This is a genomic window from Pseudomonas sp. B16(2017), from assembly GCF_002113205.1.
GTDB lineage: Bacteria > Pseudomonadota > Gammaproteobacteria > Pseudomonadales > Pseudomonadaceae > Aquipseudomonas > Aquipseudomonas pharyngis.
Genome location: NZ_NEKA01000005.1, coordinates 347,831 through 367,365, shown reverse-complemented (window position 1 = coordinate 367,365; position 19,535 = coordinate 347,831). Strand labels below are relative to the sequence as shown.

General features: G+C 61.3%; 22 protein-coding genes. 9 read left to right on the top strand and 13 right to left on the bottom strand.

Features of this window, described 5'->3' with window-relative positions; translation table 11 throughout:
• Positions 1 to 61 precede the first annotated feature (61 nt).
• Together dsbC and xerD are read right to left on the bottom strand one after the other, a co-directional pair.
• Positions 62 to 793, bottom strand: coding sequence for a bifunctional protein-disulfide isomerase/oxidoreductase DsbC (dsbC, locus tag CAG25_RS11370; protein ID WP_039769559.1), 732 nt, complete (start codon positions 791 to 793; stop codon positions 62 to 64).
• Between the two features lie 143 nt (positions 794 to 936).
• A complete protein-coding gene (gene xerD, locus CAG25_RS11365) occupies positions 937 to 1,833 on the bottom strand; it encodes a site-specific tyrosine recombinase XerD (RefSeq protein WP_039769558.1) in 897 nt (298 codons plus the stop codon).
• Positions 1,834 to 1,940: 107 nt separating this feature from the next.
• Here xerD and CAG25_RS11360 point away from each other — a divergent pair, with 107 nt between their 5' ends.
• On the top strand, positions 1,941 to 3,749 hold the full coding sequence (locus CAG25_RS11360; protein ID WP_085611436.1) for a sodium:proton antiporter: 1,809 nt from the start codon (positions 1,941 to 1,943) through the stop codon (positions 3,747 to 3,749).
• A 117-nt stretch (positions 3,750 to 3,866) separates the two neighbouring features.
• Here CAG25_RS11360 and CAG25_RS11355 read toward each other — a convergent pair whose 3' ends face one another.
• The 6 genes from CAG25_RS11355 to ffh all read right to left on the bottom strand — a co-directional run bounded on the left by CAG25_RS11355 (position 3,867) and on the right by ffh (position 7,943).
• The gene (locus CAG25_RS11355; RefSeq protein WP_085611435.1) at positions 3,867 to 4,280 is read right to left on the bottom strand and encodes an acyl-CoA thioesterase; all 414 of its coding nucleotides are present in this window, start codon (positions 4,278 to 4,280) and stop codon (positions 3,867 to 3,869) included.
• A 91-nt stretch (positions 4,281 to 4,371) separates the two neighbouring features.
• Entirely contained in the window at positions 4,372 to 4,722 is a 351-nt protein-coding gene (rplS, locus tag CAG25_RS11350) for a 50S ribosomal protein L19 (protein WP_003175895.1), read from the bottom strand.
• A 45-nt stretch (positions 4,723 to 4,767) separates the two neighbouring features.
• Entirely contained in the window at positions 4,768 to 5,520 is a 753-nt protein-coding gene (trmD, locus tag CAG25_RS11345; protein WP_039769553.1) for a tRNA (guanosine(37)-N1)-methyltransferase TrmD, read from the bottom strand.
• A gap of 3 nt (positions 5,521 to 5,523) precedes the next feature.
• On the bottom strand, positions 5,524 to 6,060 hold the full coding sequence (gene rimM, locus CAG25_RS11340; RefSeq protein WP_064593627.1) for a ribosome maturation factor RimM: 537 nt from the start codon (positions 6,058 to 6,060) through the stop codon (positions 5,524 to 5,526).
• A 5-nt stretch (positions 6,061 to 6,065) separates the two neighbouring features.
• Positions 6,066 to 6,317 (bottom strand): 30S ribosomal protein S16, encoded by a 252-nt coding sequence (gene rpsP, locus CAG25_RS11335; protein WP_003185073.1) that lies wholly within the window; start codon positions 6,315 to 6,317, stop codon positions 6,066 to 6,068.
• Positions 6,318 to 6,566: 249 nt separating this feature from the next.
• Positions 6,567 to 7,943 (bottom strand): signal recognition particle protein, encoded by a 1,377-nt coding sequence (gene ffh / locus CAG25_RS11330; RefSeq protein WP_085611434.1) that lies wholly within the window; start codon positions 7,941 to 7,943, stop codon positions 6,567 to 6,569.
• Between the two features lie 209 nt (positions 7,944 to 8,152).
• On the opposite strand from ffh, the gene CAG25_RS11325 reads away from it, so the two are divergent.
• From CAG25_RS11325 to CAG25_RS11310, 3 genes are all read left to right on the top strand, one after another.
• Positions 8,153 to 8,965, top strand: coding sequence for an inner membrane protein YpjD (locus tag CAG25_RS11325; RefSeq protein ID WP_039769548.1), 813 nt, complete (start codon positions 8,153 to 8,155; stop codon positions 8,963 to 8,965).
• A gap of 12 nt (positions 8,966 to 8,977) precedes the next feature.
• The gene (locus tag CAG25_RS11320; RefSeq protein WP_064593622.1) at positions 8,978 to 10,219 is read left to right on the top strand and encodes a transporter associated domain-containing protein; all 1,242 of its coding nucleotides are present in this window, start codon (positions 8,978 to 8,980) and stop codon (positions 10,217 to 10,219) included.
• Positions 10,220 to 10,454: 235 nt separating this feature from the next.
• Positions 10,455 to 11,771: an MFS transporter gene (locus tag CAG25_RS11310; RefSeq protein ID WP_085611432.1), complete on the top strand. Its 1,317-nt coding sequence runs from the start codon at positions 10,455 to 10,457 to the stop codon at positions 11,769 to 11,771.
• A gap of 46 nt (positions 11,772 to 11,817) precedes the next feature.
• On the opposite strand, the gene purT is transcribed toward CAG25_RS11310, so the two are convergent.
• The 5 genes from purT to CAG25_RS11285 all read right to left on the bottom strand — a co-directional run bounded on the left by purT (position 11,818) and on the right by CAG25_RS11285 (position 15,015).
• On the bottom strand, positions 11,818 to 12,999 hold the full coding sequence (gene purT / locus CAG25_RS11305) for a formate-dependent phosphoribosylglycinamide formyltransferase (protein WP_039769540.1): 1,182 nt from the start codon (positions 12,997 to 12,999) through the stop codon (positions 11,818 to 11,820).
• Between the two features lie 100 nt (positions 13,000 to 13,099).
• On the bottom strand, positions 13,100 to 13,567 hold the full coding sequence (locus tag CAG25_RS11300; protein WP_085611431.1) for a preQ0 transporter: 468 nt from the start codon (positions 13,565 to 13,567) through the stop codon (positions 13,100 to 13,102).
• A 64-nt stretch (positions 13,568 to 13,631) separates the two neighbouring features.
• A complete protein-coding gene (locus CAG25_RS11295; RefSeq protein ID WP_007954618.1) occupies positions 13,632 to 13,847 on the bottom strand; it encodes a DUF1289 domain-containing protein in 216 nt (71 codons plus the stop codon).
• A complete protein-coding gene (locus tag CAG25_RS11290; protein WP_025112181.1) occupies positions 13,844 to 14,368 on the bottom strand; it encodes a gamma carbonic anhydrase family protein in 525 nt (174 codons plus the stop codon). Before CAG25_RS11290 ends, CAG25_RS11295 begins: the two co-directional genes overlap by 4 nt.
• A gap of 47 nt (positions 14,369 to 14,415) precedes the next feature.
• Positions 14,416 to 15,015 (bottom strand): CoA pyrophosphatase, encoded by a 600-nt coding sequence (locus tag CAG25_RS11285; protein ID WP_039769535.1) that lies wholly within the window; start codon positions 15,013 to 15,015, stop codon positions 14,416 to 14,418.
• 147 nt (positions 15,016 to 15,162) lie between these two features.
• Here CAG25_RS11285 and CAG25_RS11280 point away from each other — a divergent pair, with 147 nt between their 5' ends.
• From CAG25_RS11280 to CAG25_RS11260, 5 genes are all read left to right on the top strand, one after another.
• The gene (locus tag CAG25_RS11280; protein WP_085611430.1) at positions 15,163 to 15,714 is read left to right on the top strand and encodes an NUDIX hydrolase; all 552 of its coding nucleotides are present in this window, start codon (positions 15,163 to 15,165) and stop codon (positions 15,712 to 15,714) included.
• 102 nt (positions 15,715 to 15,816) lie between these two features.
• Positions 15,817 to 16,332, top strand: coding sequence for a murein L,D-transpeptidase family protein (locus tag CAG25_RS11275; protein WP_085611429.1), 516 nt, complete (start codon positions 15,817 to 15,819; stop codon positions 16,330 to 16,332).
• 330 nt (positions 16,333 to 16,662) lie between these two features.
• Entirely contained in the window at positions 16,663 to 17,394 is a 732-nt protein-coding gene (locus CAG25_RS11270; RefSeq protein ID WP_039769530.1) for a GntR family transcriptional regulator, read from the top strand.
• Between the two features lie 30 nt (positions 17,395 to 17,424).
• Complete coding sequence (gene nagA / locus CAG25_RS11265; protein WP_085611428.1) at positions 17,425 to 18,531, top strand: N-acetylglucosamine-6-phosphate deacetylase; 1,107 nt, start codon at positions 17,425 to 17,427, stop codon at positions 18,529 to 18,531.
• Positions 18,524 to 19,534 (top strand): SIS domain-containing protein, encoded by a 1,011-nt coding sequence (locus tag CAG25_RS11260; protein WP_085611427.1) that lies wholly within the window; start codon positions 18,524 to 18,526, stop codon positions 19,532 to 19,534. The genes nagA and CAG25_RS11260 overlap by 8 nt, the downstream gene beginning before the upstream one ends.
• Position 19,535: the final 1 nt, after the last annotated feature.

The following is a 19,535-nucleotide window of genomic DNA, read 5'->3' as shown; positions in this document are numbered from 1 at the left end:
GATGGCCCGGCAATCCTGCCGCCGGACCACGCTCGTCAACGCCTGAGCGTGACGATGCGAATTACTTCGCGCCCAGCGCCAGTTTGGCGACTTGTGGCGCAGGCTGGTAGCCCGGAATGACTTGTCCGTCGGCCAAAACGATGGCCGGTGTACCATTCACGCCGATCGACTGACCGAGGGCGAACTGTTTGGAAACCGGGTTATCGCACTTGGCGGCCTTGATTTCCTTGCCATCGACCATTTTGTCCATGGCCGCTTTCTTGTCTTTCGAGCACCACACCGCTTGCAGCTGTTCGTCACCCGGCGAATTCAGACCCTGACGCGGGAACGCGACGTAACGCACTTCGATGCCGCGCTTGTTCAGCTCGGGCACTTCAGCGTGCAGCTTGTGGCAGTACGGGCAAGTGGTGTCGGTGAAAACGGTGATGTGCGACTTGGTTTCACCCACGGCCGGGTAAACCACGGTCTCGGCTACCGGGATCGCATTGATCAGTTTGGAAATGCCCAGGCGCTCGGTCTTCTCGGTCAGGTTGACCGGTTTGCCGTCCTTGAGCTGGAACATGTAGCCCTGAACGATGTACTGGCCGTCGGCGCTGGCGTAGAGCACGCGACTGCCCTTGAGCTTGACTTCGTACAGGCCTGGCAGCGGACTGGCGGTGATGGTATCGACCGGCACGTCGAGCTGGAGGTTTTCCAGGCTTTGGCGAATCGCTTTGTCGGCCGCGTCATCGGCGACGGCAAAGGTGCTGACCAACGCAATGGCTGCGGCGGCGAAAATCTGGGTCAGACGCATGAGAACTCCTGAAGGCGGACAAATGGAACGATCAGAACGCCCGTGCCGGAACACCGGGTCATAACCGCCCATCGTGCAAACCGGCAAAGCCTACCACATAAGGCTCCCGTGGCCGAATGCGCCTGTCGCAAGACAAACGGCGCTCAGCCGCGCGGGTGATGTTTGGCATGCAGATCCTGCAAACGTGCCCGGGCGACGTGAGTGTAGATCTGCGTGGTCGACAGGTCGCTGTGGCCCAACAGCATCTGCACCACCCGCAAGTCGGCGCCATGGTTGAGCAGGTGGGTGGCAAACGCGTGACGCAAGGTGTGCGGCGACAGTGACTTGCCGATCCCGGCGACCTTGGCCTGATGCTTGATTCGATGCCAGAAGGTCTGGCGGGTCATCTGCTCGCCGCGCTGACTGGGGAACAGCACATCGCTCGGGCGCCCGCCGAGCAGCTCGCCGCGACCGTCACGCAGGTAGCGCTCGACCCAGACAATCGCCTCCTCGCCCATCGGCACCAGCCGCTCCTTGCTGCCCTTGCCCATCACCCGCAACACGCCCTGACGCAGGTTGACCTGTTCCAGCGTCAGGCTGATCAGCTCGGTGACACGCAGGCCGCAGGCATACAAGACTTCGAGCATGGCGCGATCGCGCTGGCCGATGGCTTCGCTCAAGTCCGGCGCCTTCAGCAGCGCTTCGACGTCGGCTTCCGACAGGGATTTGGGCAGCGGCCGACCGAGTTGCGGCATATCCACGCGCAAAGTCGGATCAACCGAAATCAGTTTTTCCCGCAGCAGATAGCGATAAAAACCACGCACACCGGAAAGAAATCGCGCCGTAGAGCGAGGTTTGTAGTTCTGTTCCAGACGCCAGGCCAGGTGATCGAGGATCAGTTCTCGACCGGCATTGACCAGTTCGAGACCTTTGTCCTGCAACCAGCCGTTGAACAGCGCGAGATCACTGCGGTAGGCGTCGCGAGTGTTGTCGGAGAGACCTTTTTCCAGCCAGAGGGCGTCGAGAAACTGGTCGATCAGTGGGTGGTCGATGGCAGGCATGGGCGCTCAAGACACGCAGGTTTGGCACTGCGCGCAAATAAAGAGTGAACGGTTGAAATGGCCGCTAGTCTTTCATAGCCCGCTATTTCAAGGAACAGGGAGCTTCAATGAACGAGCAGCAAATTCTGTTGGCTTTCGGTGGTATCGGCGCTGCCGCACTGGGCTGCCAATGGCTCGCCTGGCGCCTGAAGCTGCCGGCGATTCTGTTTCTGCTGCTGACCGGCATTCTGGCGGGCCCCGTGCTGGGCTGGCTCGACCCACAGGAAATGTTCGGCCCGTTGCTGATGCCATTGGTGTCGCTGGCGGTGGCACTGATTCTGTTTGAAGGCAGCCTGACCCTGCATCTGTCGGAATGGCGCGAGATCGGCAGCGTCGTGCATCGACTGGTCACAATCGGTGCGCTCTCGACATGGGTAGTGATTGCGGTCGCGACGCACTGGCTGCTGGGTTTCGACTGGCTGTTGGCGATCCTGTTCGGCAGCCTGACCCTGGTTACCGGGCCGACCGTGATCGTGCCGATGCTGCGCGTGGTGCGGCCGAAGGCTTCGATCGCCAATATCCTGCGCTGGGAAGGGATTGTGATCGACCCGATCGGCGCACTGCTCGCGGTGGTGGTCTACAGCTTCATCATCGCCCGGGCCGAAGGCCACGGCCTGGAACAGAGCCTGCTGACCTTCGGCGGGGTGATTGTCTGCGGCAGCGGGTTTGGCATCGCCGGTGGCTGGCTGCTCGGCACGATCATCCGGCGCCAATGGCTGCCGGAGTATTTGCACAATCTGGCATCGCTCGCCGCGGTGCTGGGGATATTCATCGCTGCCAACCAGACCATGCACGAATCAGGGCTGTTGGCGGTGACACTGATGGGCATGTGGCTGGCGAACATGAAGGGTGTGGATGTGCGGCACATCCTGCACTTCAAGGAAAACCTCAGCGTGCTGCTGATTTCCGGGCTGTTCATTCTGCTGGCGGCACGACTGGATCTGAACGCGTTGATCGGTCTCGGGCCGCTGGTGTTGATCCTGTTGCTGGTGATTCAGCTGATCGCCCGACCGTTGAACGTGGTGCTGAGCACCGCCGGTTCGAGCCTGAGTTGGCGTGAACGTGCGCTGTTGTGCTGGATTGCCCCGCGCGGGATTGTCGCGGCGGCGGTCTCGGCGATCTTTGCGATTCGACTTGATGAAGCGGGCCATGAAGGCGCGCTGTTGCTGGTGCCGCTGACGTTCGCCGTGATCATCGGCACCGTCGTGCTGCAAAGTGCGACCGCTCGGCCACTGGCCCGGCTGTTGAAAGTTGCGGAGCCAGCGCCCAGCGGCTTCCTGATCGTCGGGGCGAACGGGCCTGCGCGCCTGCTCGGCAAGTCGCTGCAACAGCTGGGCAGCCGGGTGCTGCTGACGGATTCAAGCTGGGAAAATATCCGCGCCGCGCGCATGGATGGCTTGCCGACCTACTTCGGCAATCCGGCCTCGCAGCATGCCGATGCGCATCTGGACCTGGTCGGACTGGGGCATTTGCTGGCGCTGTCACCGTCGGGCGAACTCAATACGCTGGCAGCCATGCGCTTTCGTCATGACTTCGGCCATCAACGCCTGTTCGGCCTGGCCAGTGGTCAGGAAAGTCGGCGCAGCGACAAGCACCGCGCCAGCCTCGAACATCGCGGCAATCAACTGGGGAGCGAGGCGCTGACTTACGCCAGACTCGCCAGTCAACTGGGGCAAGGTGCCGATCTTTACAGCACGACGCTGACGGACGGGTTTGGCTGGGACGATTACCGTGCGCTGCATGGCAATCGCGCGACGCTACTGTTCATGCGCGATGACAGCGGCTGGGTACATGTCGTGACGCCGGAAACCGTGCTAAAGCCGGGGCCGGGGTGGACGCTGGTGGCGCTGATTCAGCCGGAGAGCGTCAGCGCCTGACAGACCGAATCGCGGGCAAGCCCGCTCCCACAGTGTCCGTGTCGAACACATCATCAGCGGACAACACAAAACGCGTGGGAGCGGGCTTGCCCGCGAATGCCGCGGCTCGGTGCTGGATCAGGCCGAGAAACCCGGCAGCACCGGCACCGGACGCTTGTCATCATCGATGGCAACAAAGCTGAACTGCCCGTGAATGGCTTTCTCACGACCGTCGCAGCTCATGCTTTCAACGAACACTTCCACCTCGACCTTGAGGCTGGTGTTGCCGACCTTGATCACCCGCCCAACCAGTTCGACGATGGAGCCTGCCGGGATCGCATGATTGAAATCGATGCGATCGGTCGACACTGTCACCAGCGGCAAACGGCAGAAGCGCGTGGCGGTGATGAAGGACACTTCGTCCATCCAGGCCAGCGCGGTGCCGCCGAACAGGGTGTTGTGGTGGTTGGTGGTCGGCGGAAAAACCGCCTTGGTCACGCGGGTCACCGAGAGTTCGGTGCGGCGTTCGATTTCTTGCTCGCGAGGGGTCATGGGTCAGGCCTGAAACAGAAATGCGGTGGATAAATTGCGGGCAACAAAAAAGCAGCCCGTAGGCTGCTTTTTTCTGCATCGGAAGCTGGACTTAAGCCAGTTTTTCCTTGATGCGAGCTGCTTTACCCGACAGGTCGCGCAGGTAGTACAGCTTGGCTTTACGTACGTCACCGCGACGCTTGACAGCCATGCTGTCGATTTGCGGGGAGTAGGTCTGGAAAGTACGTTCTACGCCAACACCGTTGGAGATTTTACGAACGGTGAACGCACTGTTCACGCCGCGGTTACGCTTGGCGATGACAACGCCTTCGAACGCTTGCAGACGGGAACGATCGCCTTCCTTCACTTTCACCTGAACGACGATGGTGTCGCCTGGGGCAAAGGTAGGGATTTCTTTGGTCATCTGCTCTGCTTCGAGTGCAAGGATGATTTTGTTGGTCATGCTGTGCTCCTAAGGTAAATCGTCTGATCTACCATCGATACGTTGTTAACTATCGTCCCGCTCGCGGATGTATTCCTCGAGCAGCTTCTTCTCTTCTCCAGAAAGCGAGCGGCTTTCCAGAAGATCGGCGCGTCGTTCAAAGGTCCTGCCAAGGGACTGCTGTAAACGCCAACGCCGGATATGCGCGTGATTGCCACTCAGCAACACGTCGGGAACACGCTGATCCGCATACACCTCAGGTCGGGTGTAGTGCGGGCAATCCAGCAGACCATCCGTAAAGGAATCTTCCTCAGCGGAATCCGCATGCCCTAAAGCTCCGGGCAGCAGTCGTGTAACCGCATCGATCATGACCATGGCCGGCAGCTCGCCGCCAGACAACACATAGTCACCAATCGACCACTCTTCATCGACATGAGCCTCAATAAAGCGCTCGTCAATGCCTTCATAGCGACCGGCAATCAGGATCAATGCATCCGATTTCGCCAGTTCGCGTACCGCCGACTGAGTCAGTTGACGGCCTTGGGGGGACAGGTAAATCACCTTCGCCGCCTCCCCGGCTGCTGCCTTGGCCTGAACCAGAGCATCTTCCAGGGGCTTGATCTTCATCACCATGCCCGGACCACCGCCAAACGGGCGATCGTCCACAGTGTGATGCCGATCCGTCGTGTAATCCCGCGGATTCCAACAGGTCAGCTGCAAGAGCCCCTGTTTGACCGCACGACTGGTAATGCCGTACTCACTGATGGCCGAGAACATCTCGGGGAACAGCGTAATGACGTCTACGCGCAGGCTGGCCATTGCTTAGAAGTCCGCGTCCCATTCCACCCTCATCACGCCTGCTTCCAAGTCGATTGCCAGCACGCATTGCTCCGTATAGGGCAACAACCGCTCGCGATCATCCAGGCTGCCAACGCAGGGCTTGACCACCAATACATCGTTCGCGCCGGTCTCCAACAGGTGATCAACCTTGCCGAACAATTGTTCGTCCTGGTTGATGACACTCAGACCTTCCAACTGGTACCAGTAGTACTCGTCGGCGGTAAGGTCGGGCAAAAGGCTTCGCGGGATGCAAATCTCGTAACCGCTCAGAAGACGGGCTTCATCGCGATCGTCGAGGCCTTTGAGCTTCACAACCAGATCCTTTTGAGTGGATCGGCCGCTGACCAGCTCGACCTGTTTCACTATGCCTTCGCGCCGAAGCGTCCAGTTGCGATAGCCCAACAGGTTTTCAATCGGATCGGTAAAGGAAAAGACCTTCACCTCGCCGCGAACGCCGTGAACCGAAAAAATCTTGCCGACAACGATCAGGTCATCAGCTTTTTCTGGCGTCGCGCTCATACTGCTCAGGCTGCAGCCTTGGCAGATTCCTTCAGCAACTGAGCAACACGCTCAGAAGGCTGTGCACCAACGCTCAGCCAGTAGGCAACGCGCTCTTGGTTCACGGACAGACGGATTTCCTGACCACGGGCAACAGGGTTGAAGAAGCCAACCTGTTCTTTGTGGGAACCGTCACGCGGGTTGCGGGAGTCGGTTACGGTCAGGTGGTAAAACGGGCGCTTTTTGGAGCCGCCAAGGGCAAGACGGATTGTTAGCATGTGAACATCGTTCCTGTAGTCGGTGCTGCAAATCTAAATGCACAGCGGGCATGGGTGCCCGAAAGGCCGCATATTCTAAGGAATATCCGGACTTTTGCAAATGACTTTTTCCGGCGCCTGTGGCATGCCGTGCAGATTTGCATATGGGGCCGTCGTTTAACACGGCCGGTCAGCTCCCGCCGAGTGCGGGTTTGCTGTGGATCCCGCTTCCTTGCGGGACTGCGCCGGTGCGACGACCGGCGAGTTCTTTTACATCTTTGGCATGCCGCCGCCGGGCAACATTCCGCCCATGCCGCGCATCATTTTCGCCATTCCGCCCTTGGCGGAGAATTTCTTCATCATCTTCTGCATCTGCTTGTGCTGCTTGATCAAGCGACCGATGTCCTGCACCTGGGTGCCGGAGCCCAAGGCGATCCGGCGCTTGCGCGAACCGCTGATCAGCTCAGGGTCGCGGCGCTCGGCCGGGGTCATGGAATTGATGATGGCTTCCATCTGTTTGAACTGCTTCTCTGCGGCGCTCTGGGCATTGCCCATTTGCGAGAGATTGACACCGCCGATGCTCGGCAGCTTGTCCATGAGCCCGCCGAGGCCGCCCATGTTCTTCATCTGTTGCAGCTGATCGCGGAAATCTTCGAGGTCGAAGCCCTTGCCCTTCTTCAGCTTCTTGGCCAGTTTGTCGGCCTTGTCCTTGTCGAGGGTCGCCTCAGCCTGTTCGATCAGGCTGAGCACGTCGCCCATGCCGAGGATCCGCGAAGCGATACGCTCAGGATGGAACGGATCGAGTGCTTCGCTCTTCTCGCCCATACCGATGAACTTGATCGGCTTGCCGGTGATCGCGCGAACCGACAGCGCGGCACCGCCACGGGCATCACCGTCGACCTTGGTCAGGATCACGCCGGTCAGCGGCAGCGCATCACCGAAGGCCTTGGCCGTGTTGGCCGCGTCCTGACCGGTCATGGCGTCGACCACGAACAGGGTTTCAACCGGGTTGATCGCGGCGTGCAGCGCCTTGATCTCGCCCATCATCTCTTCATCGATGTGCAGACGACCGGCGGTGTCGACGATGACCACGTCGATGAATTTCAGTTTTGCTTCTTTAATAGCTGCGTTGGCGATGTCGACCGGTTTCTGGCTCAGGTCGGACGGGAAGAACGTTACGCCGATGTCGTTGGCCAGGGTTTCCAGCTGTTTAATAGCAGCAGGACGGTAGATGTCCGCCGACACGACCATGACCGACTTTTTCTTGCGCTCTTTAAGGAAGCGCGCCAGCTTGCCGGCAGTGGTGGTCTTACCCGCGCCCTGCAGACCGGCCATCAGAATGACGGCGGGCGGCACGGCGCTCAGGTTCAGGTCTTCGTTGGCCGCGCCCATCAGGCTTTCGAGTTCGGCCTGAACGATCTTAACGAACGCCTGGCCCGGCGTCAGGCTGCGCGACACCTCTGTGCCGACAGCGCGTTCCTTGACCGAATTGACGAAGTCCTTGACCACCGGCAGGGCGACGTCGGCTTCGAGCAACGCCATGCGCACTTCGCGCAGGGTGTCTTTGATATTGTCCTCGGTCAGCTTCGCCTTGCCGGTGACATGGCGCAGCGTCTGCGAGAGACGGTCGGTTAAGTTTTCAAACATTGCGCGATCCTTTCAGGCCCTGTGTAGACCGGGATAATGGCGGCCCAGACCGGAATCAACATGTGCTCGGCGAGCCTGCGGCGTGGGCAGGTCGCGGATTATAGCGAAGACTGCGGCTGGCGGACACCTCGCTGTCAGCTTGCCGGTCTTTCTTGCAACGGCGGTTCTATGCCAAACTCAGCCCCTTTCGGGCTTGCCTAACAGGATTTATGCTCCCCTTGTCACCGAGTTTGCTGACCACCCTCGCCGCCGCCCTTCTCTACGCCGCTGCGACCCTCTATCAGGGCACCCGCCTGGCCACTGGCGCCAAGGCCAACAAGCGCCTGCTGGTCTCGCTCGGCGTTCTCGCCGTGCTGGCCCACAGCGCCAGCCTGCTTACGCATTTATTGACGCCGATCGGTCTGGGCCTGGATTTCTTCAGTGCTTCGAGCCTGATCGCTGCGGCGGTCATTGCCCTGACCCTGCTCGCCTGCTCACGGATTCCGGTGGAAAACCTGCTGGTGCTGCTGTTCCCGCTGGGTGCGATCACGGTGCTGCTGGCGCAGTTCGCGCCGGCCGGTACGGTGCAGATCATCGATGAAGAACCGGGCATCCTCGCGCACATCCTGTTGTCGATCCTCGCCTACGGCATGTTCACCATCGCGGTGTTCCAGGCCTTGTTGCTGCTGGTGCAGGATCATCAGCTCAAGCACAAGCACCCGTCCGGGCTGATCAAGAACTTCCCGCCACTACAAACCATGGAAAGCCTGCTGTTCGGCTTCCTCTGGGCTGGCTGGACGCTGCTGTCGCTGTCGTTGATCTCCGGCTGGCTGTTCGTCGAGAACCTGTTTGCCCAGCACCTGGTGCATAAAACCCTGCTGGCCTGCCTGGCCTGGATCGTGTTCAGCGTCCTGCTGTGGGGCCGTAACCGCCTCGGCTGGCGCGGACACAAGGCAATCCGCTGGACCCTCGCCGGTTTCTGCCTGCTGATGCTCGCGTATTTCGGCAGCAAACTGGTCCGTGAATACATCCTGCACATCTGACGGGCGGCATAAATGGACGGTTTGCCCATAGGGCCGATGCTCGCGGTATTTGTCCTGCTGATTCTATGGTCAGGGCTGTTTACCGCCGTCGAAGCGGCGCAACAGCACCTGCTCGCGCAACGCACCGCATCCCGCGCCAGCGACAAGCCCTTGGCCAAGCTCAGCTTCCCGCTCGACAGCCTGATCCTCTGCAATACCCTGTGCCGCGCCCTCGCCGTCATTCTGGCCACGCTGCTGGCAATCTTTCTCTGTGAAGAAAACGGCCCCTGGGCGGCTTGCCTTGGCGCCGGCGCCCTGCTGCTGGTTTTTGCCGACTATTTCCCCCGCGCCCTCGCCCAGCGTTATCCGGATGCGGTGCTGTCGTTCGGCAATACGCTGCTGGCAGTACCGCTGAAGGTCGTTTACCCGCTTGCCTGGCTGCTCAGCCGCGTCAGTGGTTTGCTGATGCGCCCGTTCATCCGCAAGGCCCAGGTGGTGCAACAGAGCGAAGACGATGTGCCGGCAGAGCGTCATGATGACCCCGATCATCCAGTGCGCCCGCACCCGGTTTCGGGCATCCATGCGCTGGATAACATCACGGTCAACGACATTCTGGTGCCGCGCAGCGATGTCGACGGCATCAACCTCGACGATCCGATCGAAGAAATCACCGAGCAACTGCGCCACAACCGTCGTACTCGTCTGCCGCTGTTTCACAGCGATATCAATCAGGTCGAGGCGGTGCTCAACACCCGGCAGGTCCGCCATTTGCTGGACAATGGCAACCTGACCCGCGAAGCCTTGCTGGCGGCCAGTTACGAGCCCTACTTCGTTCCCGAAAGCACCCCGCTGCAACTGCAGCTGCTGAACTTCCACAAGCAGCAGCGGCGGCTGGGCATGGTGGTGGACGAGTACGGCGAAGTGCTGGGGATTGTCACCCTGGAAGACATTCTCGAAGAGATCGTCGGCGAATTCGAAAGCGAGCACAGCCTCGACAACCCGCACATCCACCCACAAGCCGATGGCCGCATGGTGATCGACGGCGCCGCGTCGATCCGCGAACTGAACAAATGCCTGGGCTGGCACCTGCCCAGCGACGGCCCACGGACCCTCAATGGCCTGGTGACCGAAGCACTGGAAACGATCCCGGAAAGCGCGGTCTGCCTGAAGATCGGCCGCTACCGGCTGGAGATTCTCGAAACCGAAGAGAACCGGGTCAGCAAGGTCCTGATCTGGCACACCTCCTCGGCCCCGGCGCTCGCCCCTGTCCGCTAGGCAGCCCCTTGTTCAATCGTTAGCCACCTTCCTATAATCGCGGGGCTTACCCAAGCCCCGCCGAACCGCGTGCTTACCCCGCACCCGACTGGTTCCGGCCGGTTCATCGGCAATATCCGCATCACACCGACGACTGTTCCTACCTGAAGCAGCGATCGCGCCTCATCCCACATCCCTGGGTGTTCGACCATAATAATTCGCTCCAACGGAGCTCATGACTGTCAGGGATCACCGCATGACGACCAGTACCGCTTACAGCGACACCACGCCCGCCCAACCGACCAACTCCGCCACCCGCGTGGCCACCGCGAGTTTCATCGGCACGGCCATCGAGTTCTACGATTTCTACGTCTACGCCACCGCTGCCGCGCTGGTGATCGGGCCGGTGTTCTTCCCGCAGACCTCCGGCACGGCGCAGATGCTCTCCGCCTTCCTGACCTTCGGCATCGCCTTCCTCGCCCGACCGCTGGGCTCGGCGCTGTTTGGCCACTTCGGCGACCGCATCGGCCGTAAATCCACGCTGGTGGCCTCACTGCTGCTGATGGGTGTCTGCACCACGCTGATCGGCGTGCTGCCGGGTTATGACAGTATCGGCGCCTGGGCACCGATCCTGCTCTGCGTGCTGCGCTTCGGCCAGGGCCTGGGATTGGGGGGCGAATGGGGTGGCGCGGCGCTGCTGGCGACCGAAAACGCCCCGAAAGGCAAACGGGCGTGGTTCGGCATGTTCCCGCAACTCGGCCCGTCGATTGGTTTTCTGGCTGCCAACGGTCTGTTCCTGACGTTGGCCATGAGCCTGAGCGACGATCAATTCCGCAGCTGGGGCTGGCGGATTCCGTTCCTGCTCAGCGCCGTGCTGGTGATGGTCGGGCTGTACGTGCGCCTCAAGCTTCACGAAACCCCGGTGTTCGCCAATGCCATTGCCCGCCAGGAACGAGTGAAAGTGCCGCTGGTCGAGCTGTTCAGCCAATACTGGGCACCGACGCTGCTGGGCGCCGCCGCCATGGTGGTGTGTTACGCGCTGTTCTACATCTCGACCGTGTTTTCCCTGAGCTATGGCGTATCCACATTGGGTTACAGCCGCGAGACCTTCCTCGGTCTGCTGTGCTTCGCGGTGCTGTTCATGGCGGCCGCGACGCCGCTGTCGGCATGGGCCAGTGATCGTTACGGACGCAAACCGGTGCTGATCGTCGGCGGTGTGCTGGCGATTCTTTCCGGATTTCTGATGGAGCCGTTGCTGACTCAGGGATCGACCTGGGGCGTGGCCCTGTTCCTGTGCATCGAGCTGTTCCTGATGGGCGTGACATTCGCCCCGATGGGCGCTCTGCTGCCGGAACTGTTCCCGACGCACGTGCGGTATACCGGCGCATCGGCGGCCTACAACCTCGGCGGGATTGTCGGGGCCTCGGCGGCGCCGTTCTTCGCGCAGAAACTGGTGGCGATGGGCGGTTTGAGTTACGTCGGCGGGTATGTGTCTGCGGCAGCGGTGCTCAGCCTGATCGCTGTGCTGTGCCTGAAGGAGACGCGCAATAACGACCTGAATCAGGTGGTGTAAGCGCAAAGATCGCTCCCGCGCGGGCGGGAGCGATCAGATGGCGTGATTACAGCTCTACAACAACAGCCTGGGAAGCACGGGTCGCTTTGGCACGAGCAGCTTCAATCGACTCGTCGCGGGCCAGTGCAACACCCATGCGGCGCTGACCGTTGACTTCAGGCTTGCCAAACAGACGCAGCGCGGTATCCGGCTCGCTCAGTGCAGCACCGAGGTTGGCGAATGCAGTCTGGGTCGACTGGCCTTCCACCAGAATCACCGCTGAAGCCGATGGGCCGAACTGACGGATCAGCGGCACCGGCAGACCGAGGATCGCCCGGGCGTGCAGGGCGAACTGCGACAGGTCCTGAGAAATCAGGGTCACCAGACCGGTGTCGTGCGGGCGCGGCGACACTTCGCTGAACCACACCTGATCGCCCTTGATGAACAGCTCGACGCCGAACAGGCCACGACCGCCCAACGCTTCGGTCACGGCTTTGGCAACGCGCTCGGACTCAGCCAGCGCCACCGGGCTCATGGCCTGTGGCTGCCAGGATTCCTGATAGTCGCCCTTCTCCTGACGGTGGCCGACCGGCGCACAGAACGTCGTGCCGCCGACGTGACGCACGGTCAGCAGAGTGATTTCGTAGTCGAAATCGATGAAGCCTTCGATGATCACCCGACCTTTGCCGGCGCGACCACCCTCTTGCGCGTAATCCCAGGCTTTCTGCACGTCATCGGCGCTGCGCAGCAGGCTCTGACCCTTGCCCGACGAACTCATCACCGGCTTCACGACGCACGGAAAGCCAAGGTCCTGAACAGCCTTGCTGTAGTCCTCGAAGGTGTCGGCGAAGTGGTACGGCGAAGTCGGCAGGTCCAGCTCTTCGGCAGCCAGACGACGGATGCCTTCGCGGTTCATGGTCAGTTGCGCGGCGCGAGCGGTCGGGATCACGGTGAAGCCTTCGGCTTCCAGTTCGACCAGGGTGGCGGTGGCGATGGCTTCGATTTCCGGCACGATGAAGTGCGGCTTCTCGGCTTCGATCACTGCACGCAGGGCGGCGCCGTCGAGCATGTTGATCACGTGGCTGCGATGGGCAACCTGCATGGCCGGCGCATTGGCGTAACGGTCAACGGCGATCACTTCAACGCCCAGGCGCTGCAGCTCGATTACCACTTCCTTGCCCAACTCACCACAGCCACACAGCAATACGCGGGTCGCGGTCGGCGACAATGGAGTTCCGATACGGGTCATCTCAGGTCCTCAAAGAAGCGGATCATCGAGGAAAGCAACGCCAGACGCGCTTTCCATGGGGAGAAAGCGCGGCATTTTACATGAACCTGAGGGTTTGGCTTCAGCCGGCGACAGCCTGTTTGCGTTCGCGCCAGGCCATGATCAGCCAGACGGCGGTAACACCGGCGAACTTCGAGGCCAGAGCAGTGATGAGCACCGGCGGCGTCAGCAGGTCGATCATGCCAAAGAAGATGAAGGTATCAAGCGGAATGCTCAGCGCCGAACTGATCCACAAGCGGTCGCGCAACGGGCGCTTGGTAATGGTGAACACCAGCCAGTCGATGCACTCGGAGACCGCGAATGCCGTGGCGCTGGCCAGCGCAATCGACGGATCGGACGTGACATAGGACAGCACCAGCGCTGCGAGCATCGCCACGATCGCGCCATGACCGAAACGGGTCTGCACCATGTCGCGCAGCACGAACACCAGCCCGCCCCAGGCCGACCAGATGATGTCCAGATGCGGCGCGGTGGAGAAGGCGAAGTTGATCAGCACGACACTGCTGATGTAAGCGATGAGGAAAATCATGGGCGTGACCTGTCAATTTGGCGCACAGGTTACTTCAGCCCTTCGATGGCGCCAATCAAATCGGCTATTGCCCTGGCGTTTTGCCGATCATCCAGACCAGGCCACTGGCCTTGGCCCGCTCATGACACAGCCCAAGCACAACCCGGCGTTCATCATTGGTCATGCGGCTCCAGCGAGTGATCTCCTCGACCGTGCGCTGGCAACCGGTGCAAATATCGTCTTCGTCCAGCGCGCAAATGCTCACGCACGGCGAGGCGACAGGTCTTTCCGGGGTTGTCATTCTTCCTGCTCGACCAGATCGCGCGCATAGCGCTGGGAGTTATGCACATAGTGCGCGGCACTGGCTTCGAGCATCTTCTTCTGCGGCTCGGTGAGTTCGCGCACGACCTTGCCCGGCGAGCCCATCACCAGCGAGCCGTCAGGAATTTCCTTGCCTTCGCCGATCAGCGAATTGGCGCCGATGATGCAGTTCTTGCCGATCTTCGCGCCGTTGAGGATGACCGCGTTGATGCCAATCAGGCTGTAGTCGCCGACCGTGCAGCCGTGGAGCATGGCGTTGTGGCCGATGGTCACGCCGGTGCCGATGGTCAGCGGATAGCCCATGTCGGTGTGCATCACCGTGCCGTCCTGCACATTGCTGTTCTTGCCGATCAGGATCAGTTCGTTGTCGCCGCGCAACACGGCGTTGAACCAGACGTTGGCGCCCTCTTCCAGTCTGACCTTGCCCACCAGCACGGCATTGGGGGCGACCCAGCTCTGCGGATGGGTGTCGACACGGGCGTCGCCCAGGCGGTATTTCATCTTGTTTTCCTCAGGGCTCACGGTGGCTGGCCATTCGAACGATGGCTTCAGGTATTGATGAAGCTTTTGGGCGGTTGATGCAGGCTGATTCTGGCGTCATAGAGCAGGTTGATCAACTCGACGATCATGATTGCCGTCAGCCCCCAGATCTTGTATTCGCCGTAACGATAGCTCGGCACGTACCAACTGCGACCCTGATAGTCGATGCGGTGGGTGTGTTCGCGCGGATCCTTGCGGAAGAACTCCAGCGGCACACTGAACACCGCAGCGATCTCGGCATCATTGGCCTGGTATTCGACAAAATCGGGAATCACCCCGACATACGGAGTGACCTTGATGCCATGCAGGGAAATCAGCGGGCTGAGCGGACCGATCACTTCGACCAGTCCCGGCGGCAGGCCGATTTCCTCTTCGGCTTCACGCAGAGCGGTAAACACCAGGTCCGGATCTTCCGGATCCCGACGCCCGCCCGGGAAGGCGACTTCGCCGCCGTGGGTCGAAAGCCCGCTGGCCCGCAGGGTGAGGACAAGTTCGGGTTCGTCACTGCGAGTAATCGGCACCAGGACAGCGGCCTCGGGGAAACGCGTGTCGGTCTCCAGCGTGCGCGGCGTGTGATTGCTTACCCGGTGCAGTAGCTCGTCCAGCATAAGTGTTCTCGATCGGTGCCTTACCCTGCATCATGCACCAATCATTGCGACCGCCCAACCCCCGAACGGGGGTCATGTCGCGAAACGACAACTTGCCGACTGACACCGCTGCACGCCAAGATAGGCGCAGCATTCAGGAACCCCAGCATGAAATTTTGCAGCCAGTGCGGCAACCCGGTGACCCAGCGCATTCCCGAAGGCGACTCGCGGCTGCGATTCGTCTGCGACAGCTGTCAGACGATTCACTACCAGAACCCCAATATCGTGGCCGGTTGTGTACCGACCTGGGGCACCAAGGTCCTGCTCTGTCGCCGCGCCATCGAGCCACGCCTCGGTTACTGGACGCTGCCTGCCGGTTTCATGGAGAACGGCGAGACCATCGAACAGGCCGCCATCCGCGAAACCTCCGAAGAAGCCTGCGCCCGGGTACGCAACCTGAGCATCTACACCCTGATCGACGTGCCGCACATCAGCCAGGTACATGTGTTTTTCCGCGCCGAGCTGGCGGATCTGGACTTCGCCGCCGGCCCCGAAAGCCTGGAAGTGCAGTTGTTCGACGAAGCGGATATTCCCTGGGACGAACTGGCGTTCCGTACGGTGGGCCGGACCCTTGAATGCTTTTTCGCTGACCGGCGCGTCGAGGTCTATCCGGTGCGCTCCGAATCGATCCCGCCGCTCACTCAACCAGCCATCACTTGATTTCGACGATGGCCGGCCGATAACCGGCTTACGCAGCCCGCGACAGCGCCTGCACACTATCTATAAATAAAGTATCTGCTTCATTTCTGGGGAATCGTTTCAATGCGCTGGTTGCTTGCCCTGTTCTGCCTGTCGTTCGTCACCGTCTCCCAAGCGTCATTCGTGACCACCGTGACGCCATCGAACACCCCGCTCATCGAAAAAGTACTGGTGCTCAAATCGGCTCATCAACTGCAGTTGATCGCCGACGGCAAGCCCCTCAAGAGCTATCGCATTTCCCTGGGCAAAGGCGCGAAAAAAGGCCCGAAACTGATTGAAGGCGACAAACGCACGCCGGAAGGTTTCTATTGGATCGACTGGCGCAAGACCAGCGACAAATTCAACCTGTCGATGCACATCTCCTACCCGAACATCAGCGACTCCGCCCGCGCCCGCCGCGAAGGCGTCGAGCCTGGCGGAATGATCATGATCCACGGCACGCCGGACTCCGAGGACACTCCCGAACAACTGTTCCACACCCTGGACTGGACCGACGGCTGCATTGCCATGCGCAATGTCGACATGCGCGAAGTCTGGAACCTGGTGCCGGATGGCACGATGATCGAAATCCGCCCCTGATTCCGTAGCCAGGGCACCTGTTCCCTCCGGGCCGCGAAGCGGCCCTTTCTCCTGACCATTGGTCGCCCGTAAAAAATAAATTCAAAAGATCGCAGCCTGCGGCCAGGCCTGAACGGTGATACCACTTTCACCCGCCAGAACAGCCGCAGACTGCGATTTTTTGCGTTTTACAGTCCACCTCTAATACCACTTGAAACCACCCACCTTGAAACCCTCGAACCCATAGGCCTACAGGCATTTCCGACGCGTTGACATGGTATGCAAGTGGTATTAGTTTTCGCCCGACAACCGAGCGACAACAATCCTATATCAGCGCCGGAAAAGCCTTACATGAACGACCTCCACGCCCTACGTCCCGACGACTCCCAGCCGACGCCGCTGTACCTGCAACTGGCGCGCAATCTGGAGGCGGCGATCCATGCCGGCCAGTGGAAAGCCGAACAGGCGATGCCGTCGGAGCGCAATCTCAGCGAACTGCTGGGGATTTCCCGGGTCACCGCGCGCAAGGCGCTGGAAGTCCTGCTCGATCAAGGTTTGATCCGCCGCCTGCAAGGTTCCGGCACCTTCATCACCCCACGCCTTGAACAACCGCTGTCGCGCCTGTCGGGTTTCAGCGAGATGCTGCGCCTCAAGGGCTTCGTGCCCAGCTCGCAATGGCTGGAGCGGGAAATCACCCTGCCGACCCACGAAGAACTGATCCGCCTCGGCCTGTCGCCGAACGACAAGGTCGCGCGCATGAAACGCCTGCGCAAGGCCGACGACACCGTGATGGCCATCGAGATGAGCACCCTGCCCGCCTCGATCATGCCCAAGCCACAGGTGGTGGGCGATTCCCTCTACGAACACCTCGACAGCATCGGCAAACCGATCGTGCGCGCCCTGCAGCACATCCAGGCCATCAATGCCTCGGACGAGTTCGCCGCACTGGTCGGCATCGCCCCCGGCACCGCGATGCTGCTGATGACCCGGGTCGGCTACCTGGAAGACAACACGCCGATCGAAGTCACCGACACCTATTGCCGCAACGACTACTACGACTTTGTTGCAGAGCTGCGCCGCTGATCAGCAGCCAGGCCAAACGAGAGAAGCGAAATGTCCGAAGACAACATCCTCACCGCTGACGGCTGGGTTCGCGGCCGGCTGATCCACGAACACGGCAGAGTCGTGTCGATCGAAGGCGTGCCTTGCGATCCGGCGACCAATGACCTGCCTTATCTGCTGCCGGGCTTCATCGACCTGCACGTCCACGGCGGCGGCGGCAAGGACATCATGGAAGGCGCCAGCGCCTTCGAGACCATCACCAAGACCCACGTGCGATTCGGCACCACCTCGTTGCTCGCCACCACCATGACCGCACCGAGCGCCGAGATTTCCAGCGTGCTCAGGGAAGTCGGCGAGTTCTGTGAACAGCGCCCGAAAGGTGCCGCCCGGGTTCTCGGCGTTCACCTTGAAGGCCCCTACATCAATCCCGGCAAACTCGGCGCACAACCGAACTTTGCCCACACCGCGTTGATGGCCGAGGTCGAAGACTATCTGGCACTGGCGCCGATTCGAGTGATCACCATCGCCCCGGAAATCGCCGGCCATGACGGTTTGATTCGTGAACTCAGCAGCCGTGGCATCCGCATGCAGATCGGCCACACCCTCGGCAGTTACGAGGAAGGCGTCGCCGCCCTCGAAGCCGGCGCCAGCAGTTTCACCCACTTGTACAACGCCATGAGCCCGCTGCATCACCGCGAGCCGGGCATCGTCGGCGCCGCCCTCGCCCACGCCAAATTCGCCGAGCTGATTCCGGATTTGCTGCACGTGCACCCCGGCGCGATCCGCGTGGCCCTGCGTTCGATTCCGTGCCTGTACTGCGTGACCGACTCGACCGCCGCCGCCGGCATGCCCGACGGCGAATACAAGCTCGGCAGCCACACCGTCACCAAATGCCTGGGCGGCGTGCGCCTGCCCGACGGCACGCTGGCCGGCAGCACCCTGACCATGGATCAGGCCCTGCGCAATCTGGTGAAGATCGGCCTGCCGATCGCCGAGGCCTCGCAACGTCTTTCGCAATTCCCCGCCGACTACCTCGGCATCACCGAACGCGGGCGCCTTGCACCTGGCGCCTGGGCCGACTGCGTGCGGCTGGATCGCTCACTCACACTGACCGCCGTCATGGTCGAAGGAGAAGACATTGACTTCAAAAATGCTTGAGGAGGCGCTGTCCTCATTCGAGGCCGTGCAAGCCCAACTGCAACAGCTCGACTCGCCAATGATCGAGATCGCCGGGCGCCTGCGTCGTCAACCGCCGCAAGTGGCGATGACCGTTGCCCGTGGCAGCTCCGACCATGCGGCGAGCTACTTCGCCTACCTGACCATGCAGCAACTGGGGGTTCCGGTGGCGTCGTTGCCGATGTCGGTGGTGACCATGCAACAGGCGCCTTTGAAGGTCAGCGGTCAGGTTGCGTTCGCGTTTTCCCAGTCGGGCCAGAGCCCGGATCTGGTCAACAGCCTGCGCCTGTTGCGCAAGCGTGGCGCGCTCAGTGTGTCGATGGTCAACGCCGCCGATTCGCCGCTGGAGGCTACGTGCGAATTCAGCCTGCCATTGCTGGCCGGCACCGAAAGCAGTGTCGCAGCGACCAAGAGTTTCATCGCCACCCTCAGCGCCAGCGCCCGTCTGATCGCGCACTGGAAAGAAGACGCCGAATTGCTGGAGGCGCACAACGCCCTGCCCGAAGGCCTGCGCGAAGCCGCGCAACAGGACTGGAGCCTGGCCATCGACGCCCTGCGCGATTGCGAGCGGTTGATGGTGATCGGCCGTGGCGCCGGTTTCGCCATCGCCCAGGAAGCCGCACTGAAATTCAAGGAAACCTCGGCGATCCAGGCCGAAGCCTTCAGCAGCGCCGAAGTCCGTCACGGCCCGATGGCCCTGATCGACGAACACTACCCATTGCTGGTGTTCGCCCCGCGCGGCGCCGAACAGGCCGGCCTGCTGAGCCTGGCAGCCGAGATGCGTCAGCGCGGTGCCCGCGTGCTGCTGGCCGCGCCGAATGACGTGAGCGAGCGCGACCTGACCCTCAGCCGTGCCGAGCACCCGGCCCTCGATCCGATCCTCGCGATTCAGAGTTTCTACGTGATGGCGGCCGGTCTGGCCGTGGCCCGTGGCATGGACCCGGATCAGCCGCGACACCTGAGCAAAGTCACCCGTACGCACTGAG

Coding starts and splice junctions, on each gene's coding strand:
- dsbC (WP_039769559.1), bottom strand. CDS start 793: ATGCGTCTGACCCAGATTTTCGCCGCCGCAGCCATTGCGTTGGTCAGC.
- xerD (WP_039769558.1), bottom strand. CDS start 1,833: ATGCCTGCCATCGACCACCCACTGATCGACCAGTTTCTCGACGCCCTC.
- CAG25_RS11360 (WP_085611436.1), top strand. CDS start 1,941: ATGAACGAGCAGCAAATTCTGTTGGCTTTCGGTGGTATCGGCGCTGCC.
- CAG25_RS11355 (WP_085611435.1), bottom strand. CDS start 4,280: ATGACCCCTCGCGAGCAAGAAATCGAACGCCGCACCGAACTCTCGGTG.
- rplS (WP_003175895.1), bottom strand. CDS start 4,722: ATGACCAACAAAATCATCCTTGCACTCGAAGCAGAGCAGATGACCAAA.
- trmD (WP_039769553.1), bottom strand. CDS start 5,520: ATGGCCAGCCTGCGCGTAGACGTCATTACGCTGTTCCCCGAGATGTTC.
- rimM (WP_064593627.1), bottom strand. CDS start 6,060: ATGAGCGCGACGCCAGAAAAAGCTGATGACCTGATCGTTGTCGGCAAG.
- rpsP (WP_003185073.1), bottom strand. CDS start 6,317: ATGCTAACAATCCGTCTTGCCCTTGGCGGCTCCAAAAAGCGCCCGTTT.
- ffh (WP_085611434.1), bottom strand. CDS start 7,943: ATGTTTGAAAACTTAACCGACCGTCTCTCGCAGACGCTGCGCCATGTC.
- CAG25_RS11325 (WP_039769548.1), top strand. CDS start 8,153: ATGCTCCCCTTGTCACCGAGTTTGCTGACCACCCTCGCCGCCGCCCTT.
- CAG25_RS11320 (WP_064593622.1), top strand. CDS start 8,978: ATGGACGGTTTGCCCATAGGGCCGATGCTCGCGGTATTTGTCCTGCTG.
- CAG25_RS11310 (WP_085611432.1), top strand. CDS start 10,455: ATGACGACCAGTACCGCTTACAGCGACACCACGCCCGCCCAACCGACC.
- purT (WP_039769540.1), bottom strand. CDS start 12,999: ATGACCCGTATCGGAACTCCATTGTCGCCGACCGCGACCCGCGTATTG.
- CAG25_RS11300 (WP_085611431.1), bottom strand. CDS start 13,567: ATGATTTTCCTCATCGCTTACATCAGCAGTGTCGTGCTGATCAACTTC.
- CAG25_RS11295 (WP_007954618.1), bottom strand. CDS start 13,847: ATGACAACCCCGGAAAGACCTGTCGCCTCGCCGTGCGTGAGCATTTGC.
- CAG25_RS11290 (WP_025112181.1), bottom strand. CDS start 14,368: ATGAAATACCGCCTGGGCGACGCCCGTGTCGACACCCATCCGCAGAGC.
- CAG25_RS11285 (WP_039769535.1), bottom strand. CDS start 15,015: ATGCTGGACGAGCTACTGCACCGGGTAAGCAATCACACGCCGCGCACG.
- CAG25_RS11280 (WP_085611430.1), top strand. CDS start 15,163: ATGAAATTTTGCAGCCAGTGCGGCAACCCGGTGACCCAGCGCATTCCC.
- CAG25_RS11275 (WP_085611429.1), top strand. CDS start 15,817: ATGCGCTGGTTGCTTGCCCTGTTCTGCCTGTCGTTCGTCACCGTCTCC.
- CAG25_RS11270 (WP_039769530.1), top strand. CDS start 16,663: ATGAACGACCTCCACGCCCTACGTCCCGACGACTCCCAGCCGACGCCG.
- nagA (WP_085611428.1), top strand. CDS start 17,425: ATGTCCGAAGACAACATCCTCACCGCTGACGGCTGGGTTCGCGGCCGG.
- CAG25_RS11260 (WP_085611427.1), top strand. CDS start 18,524: ATGCTTGAGGAGGCGCTGTCCTCATTCGAGGCCGTGCAAGCCCAACTG.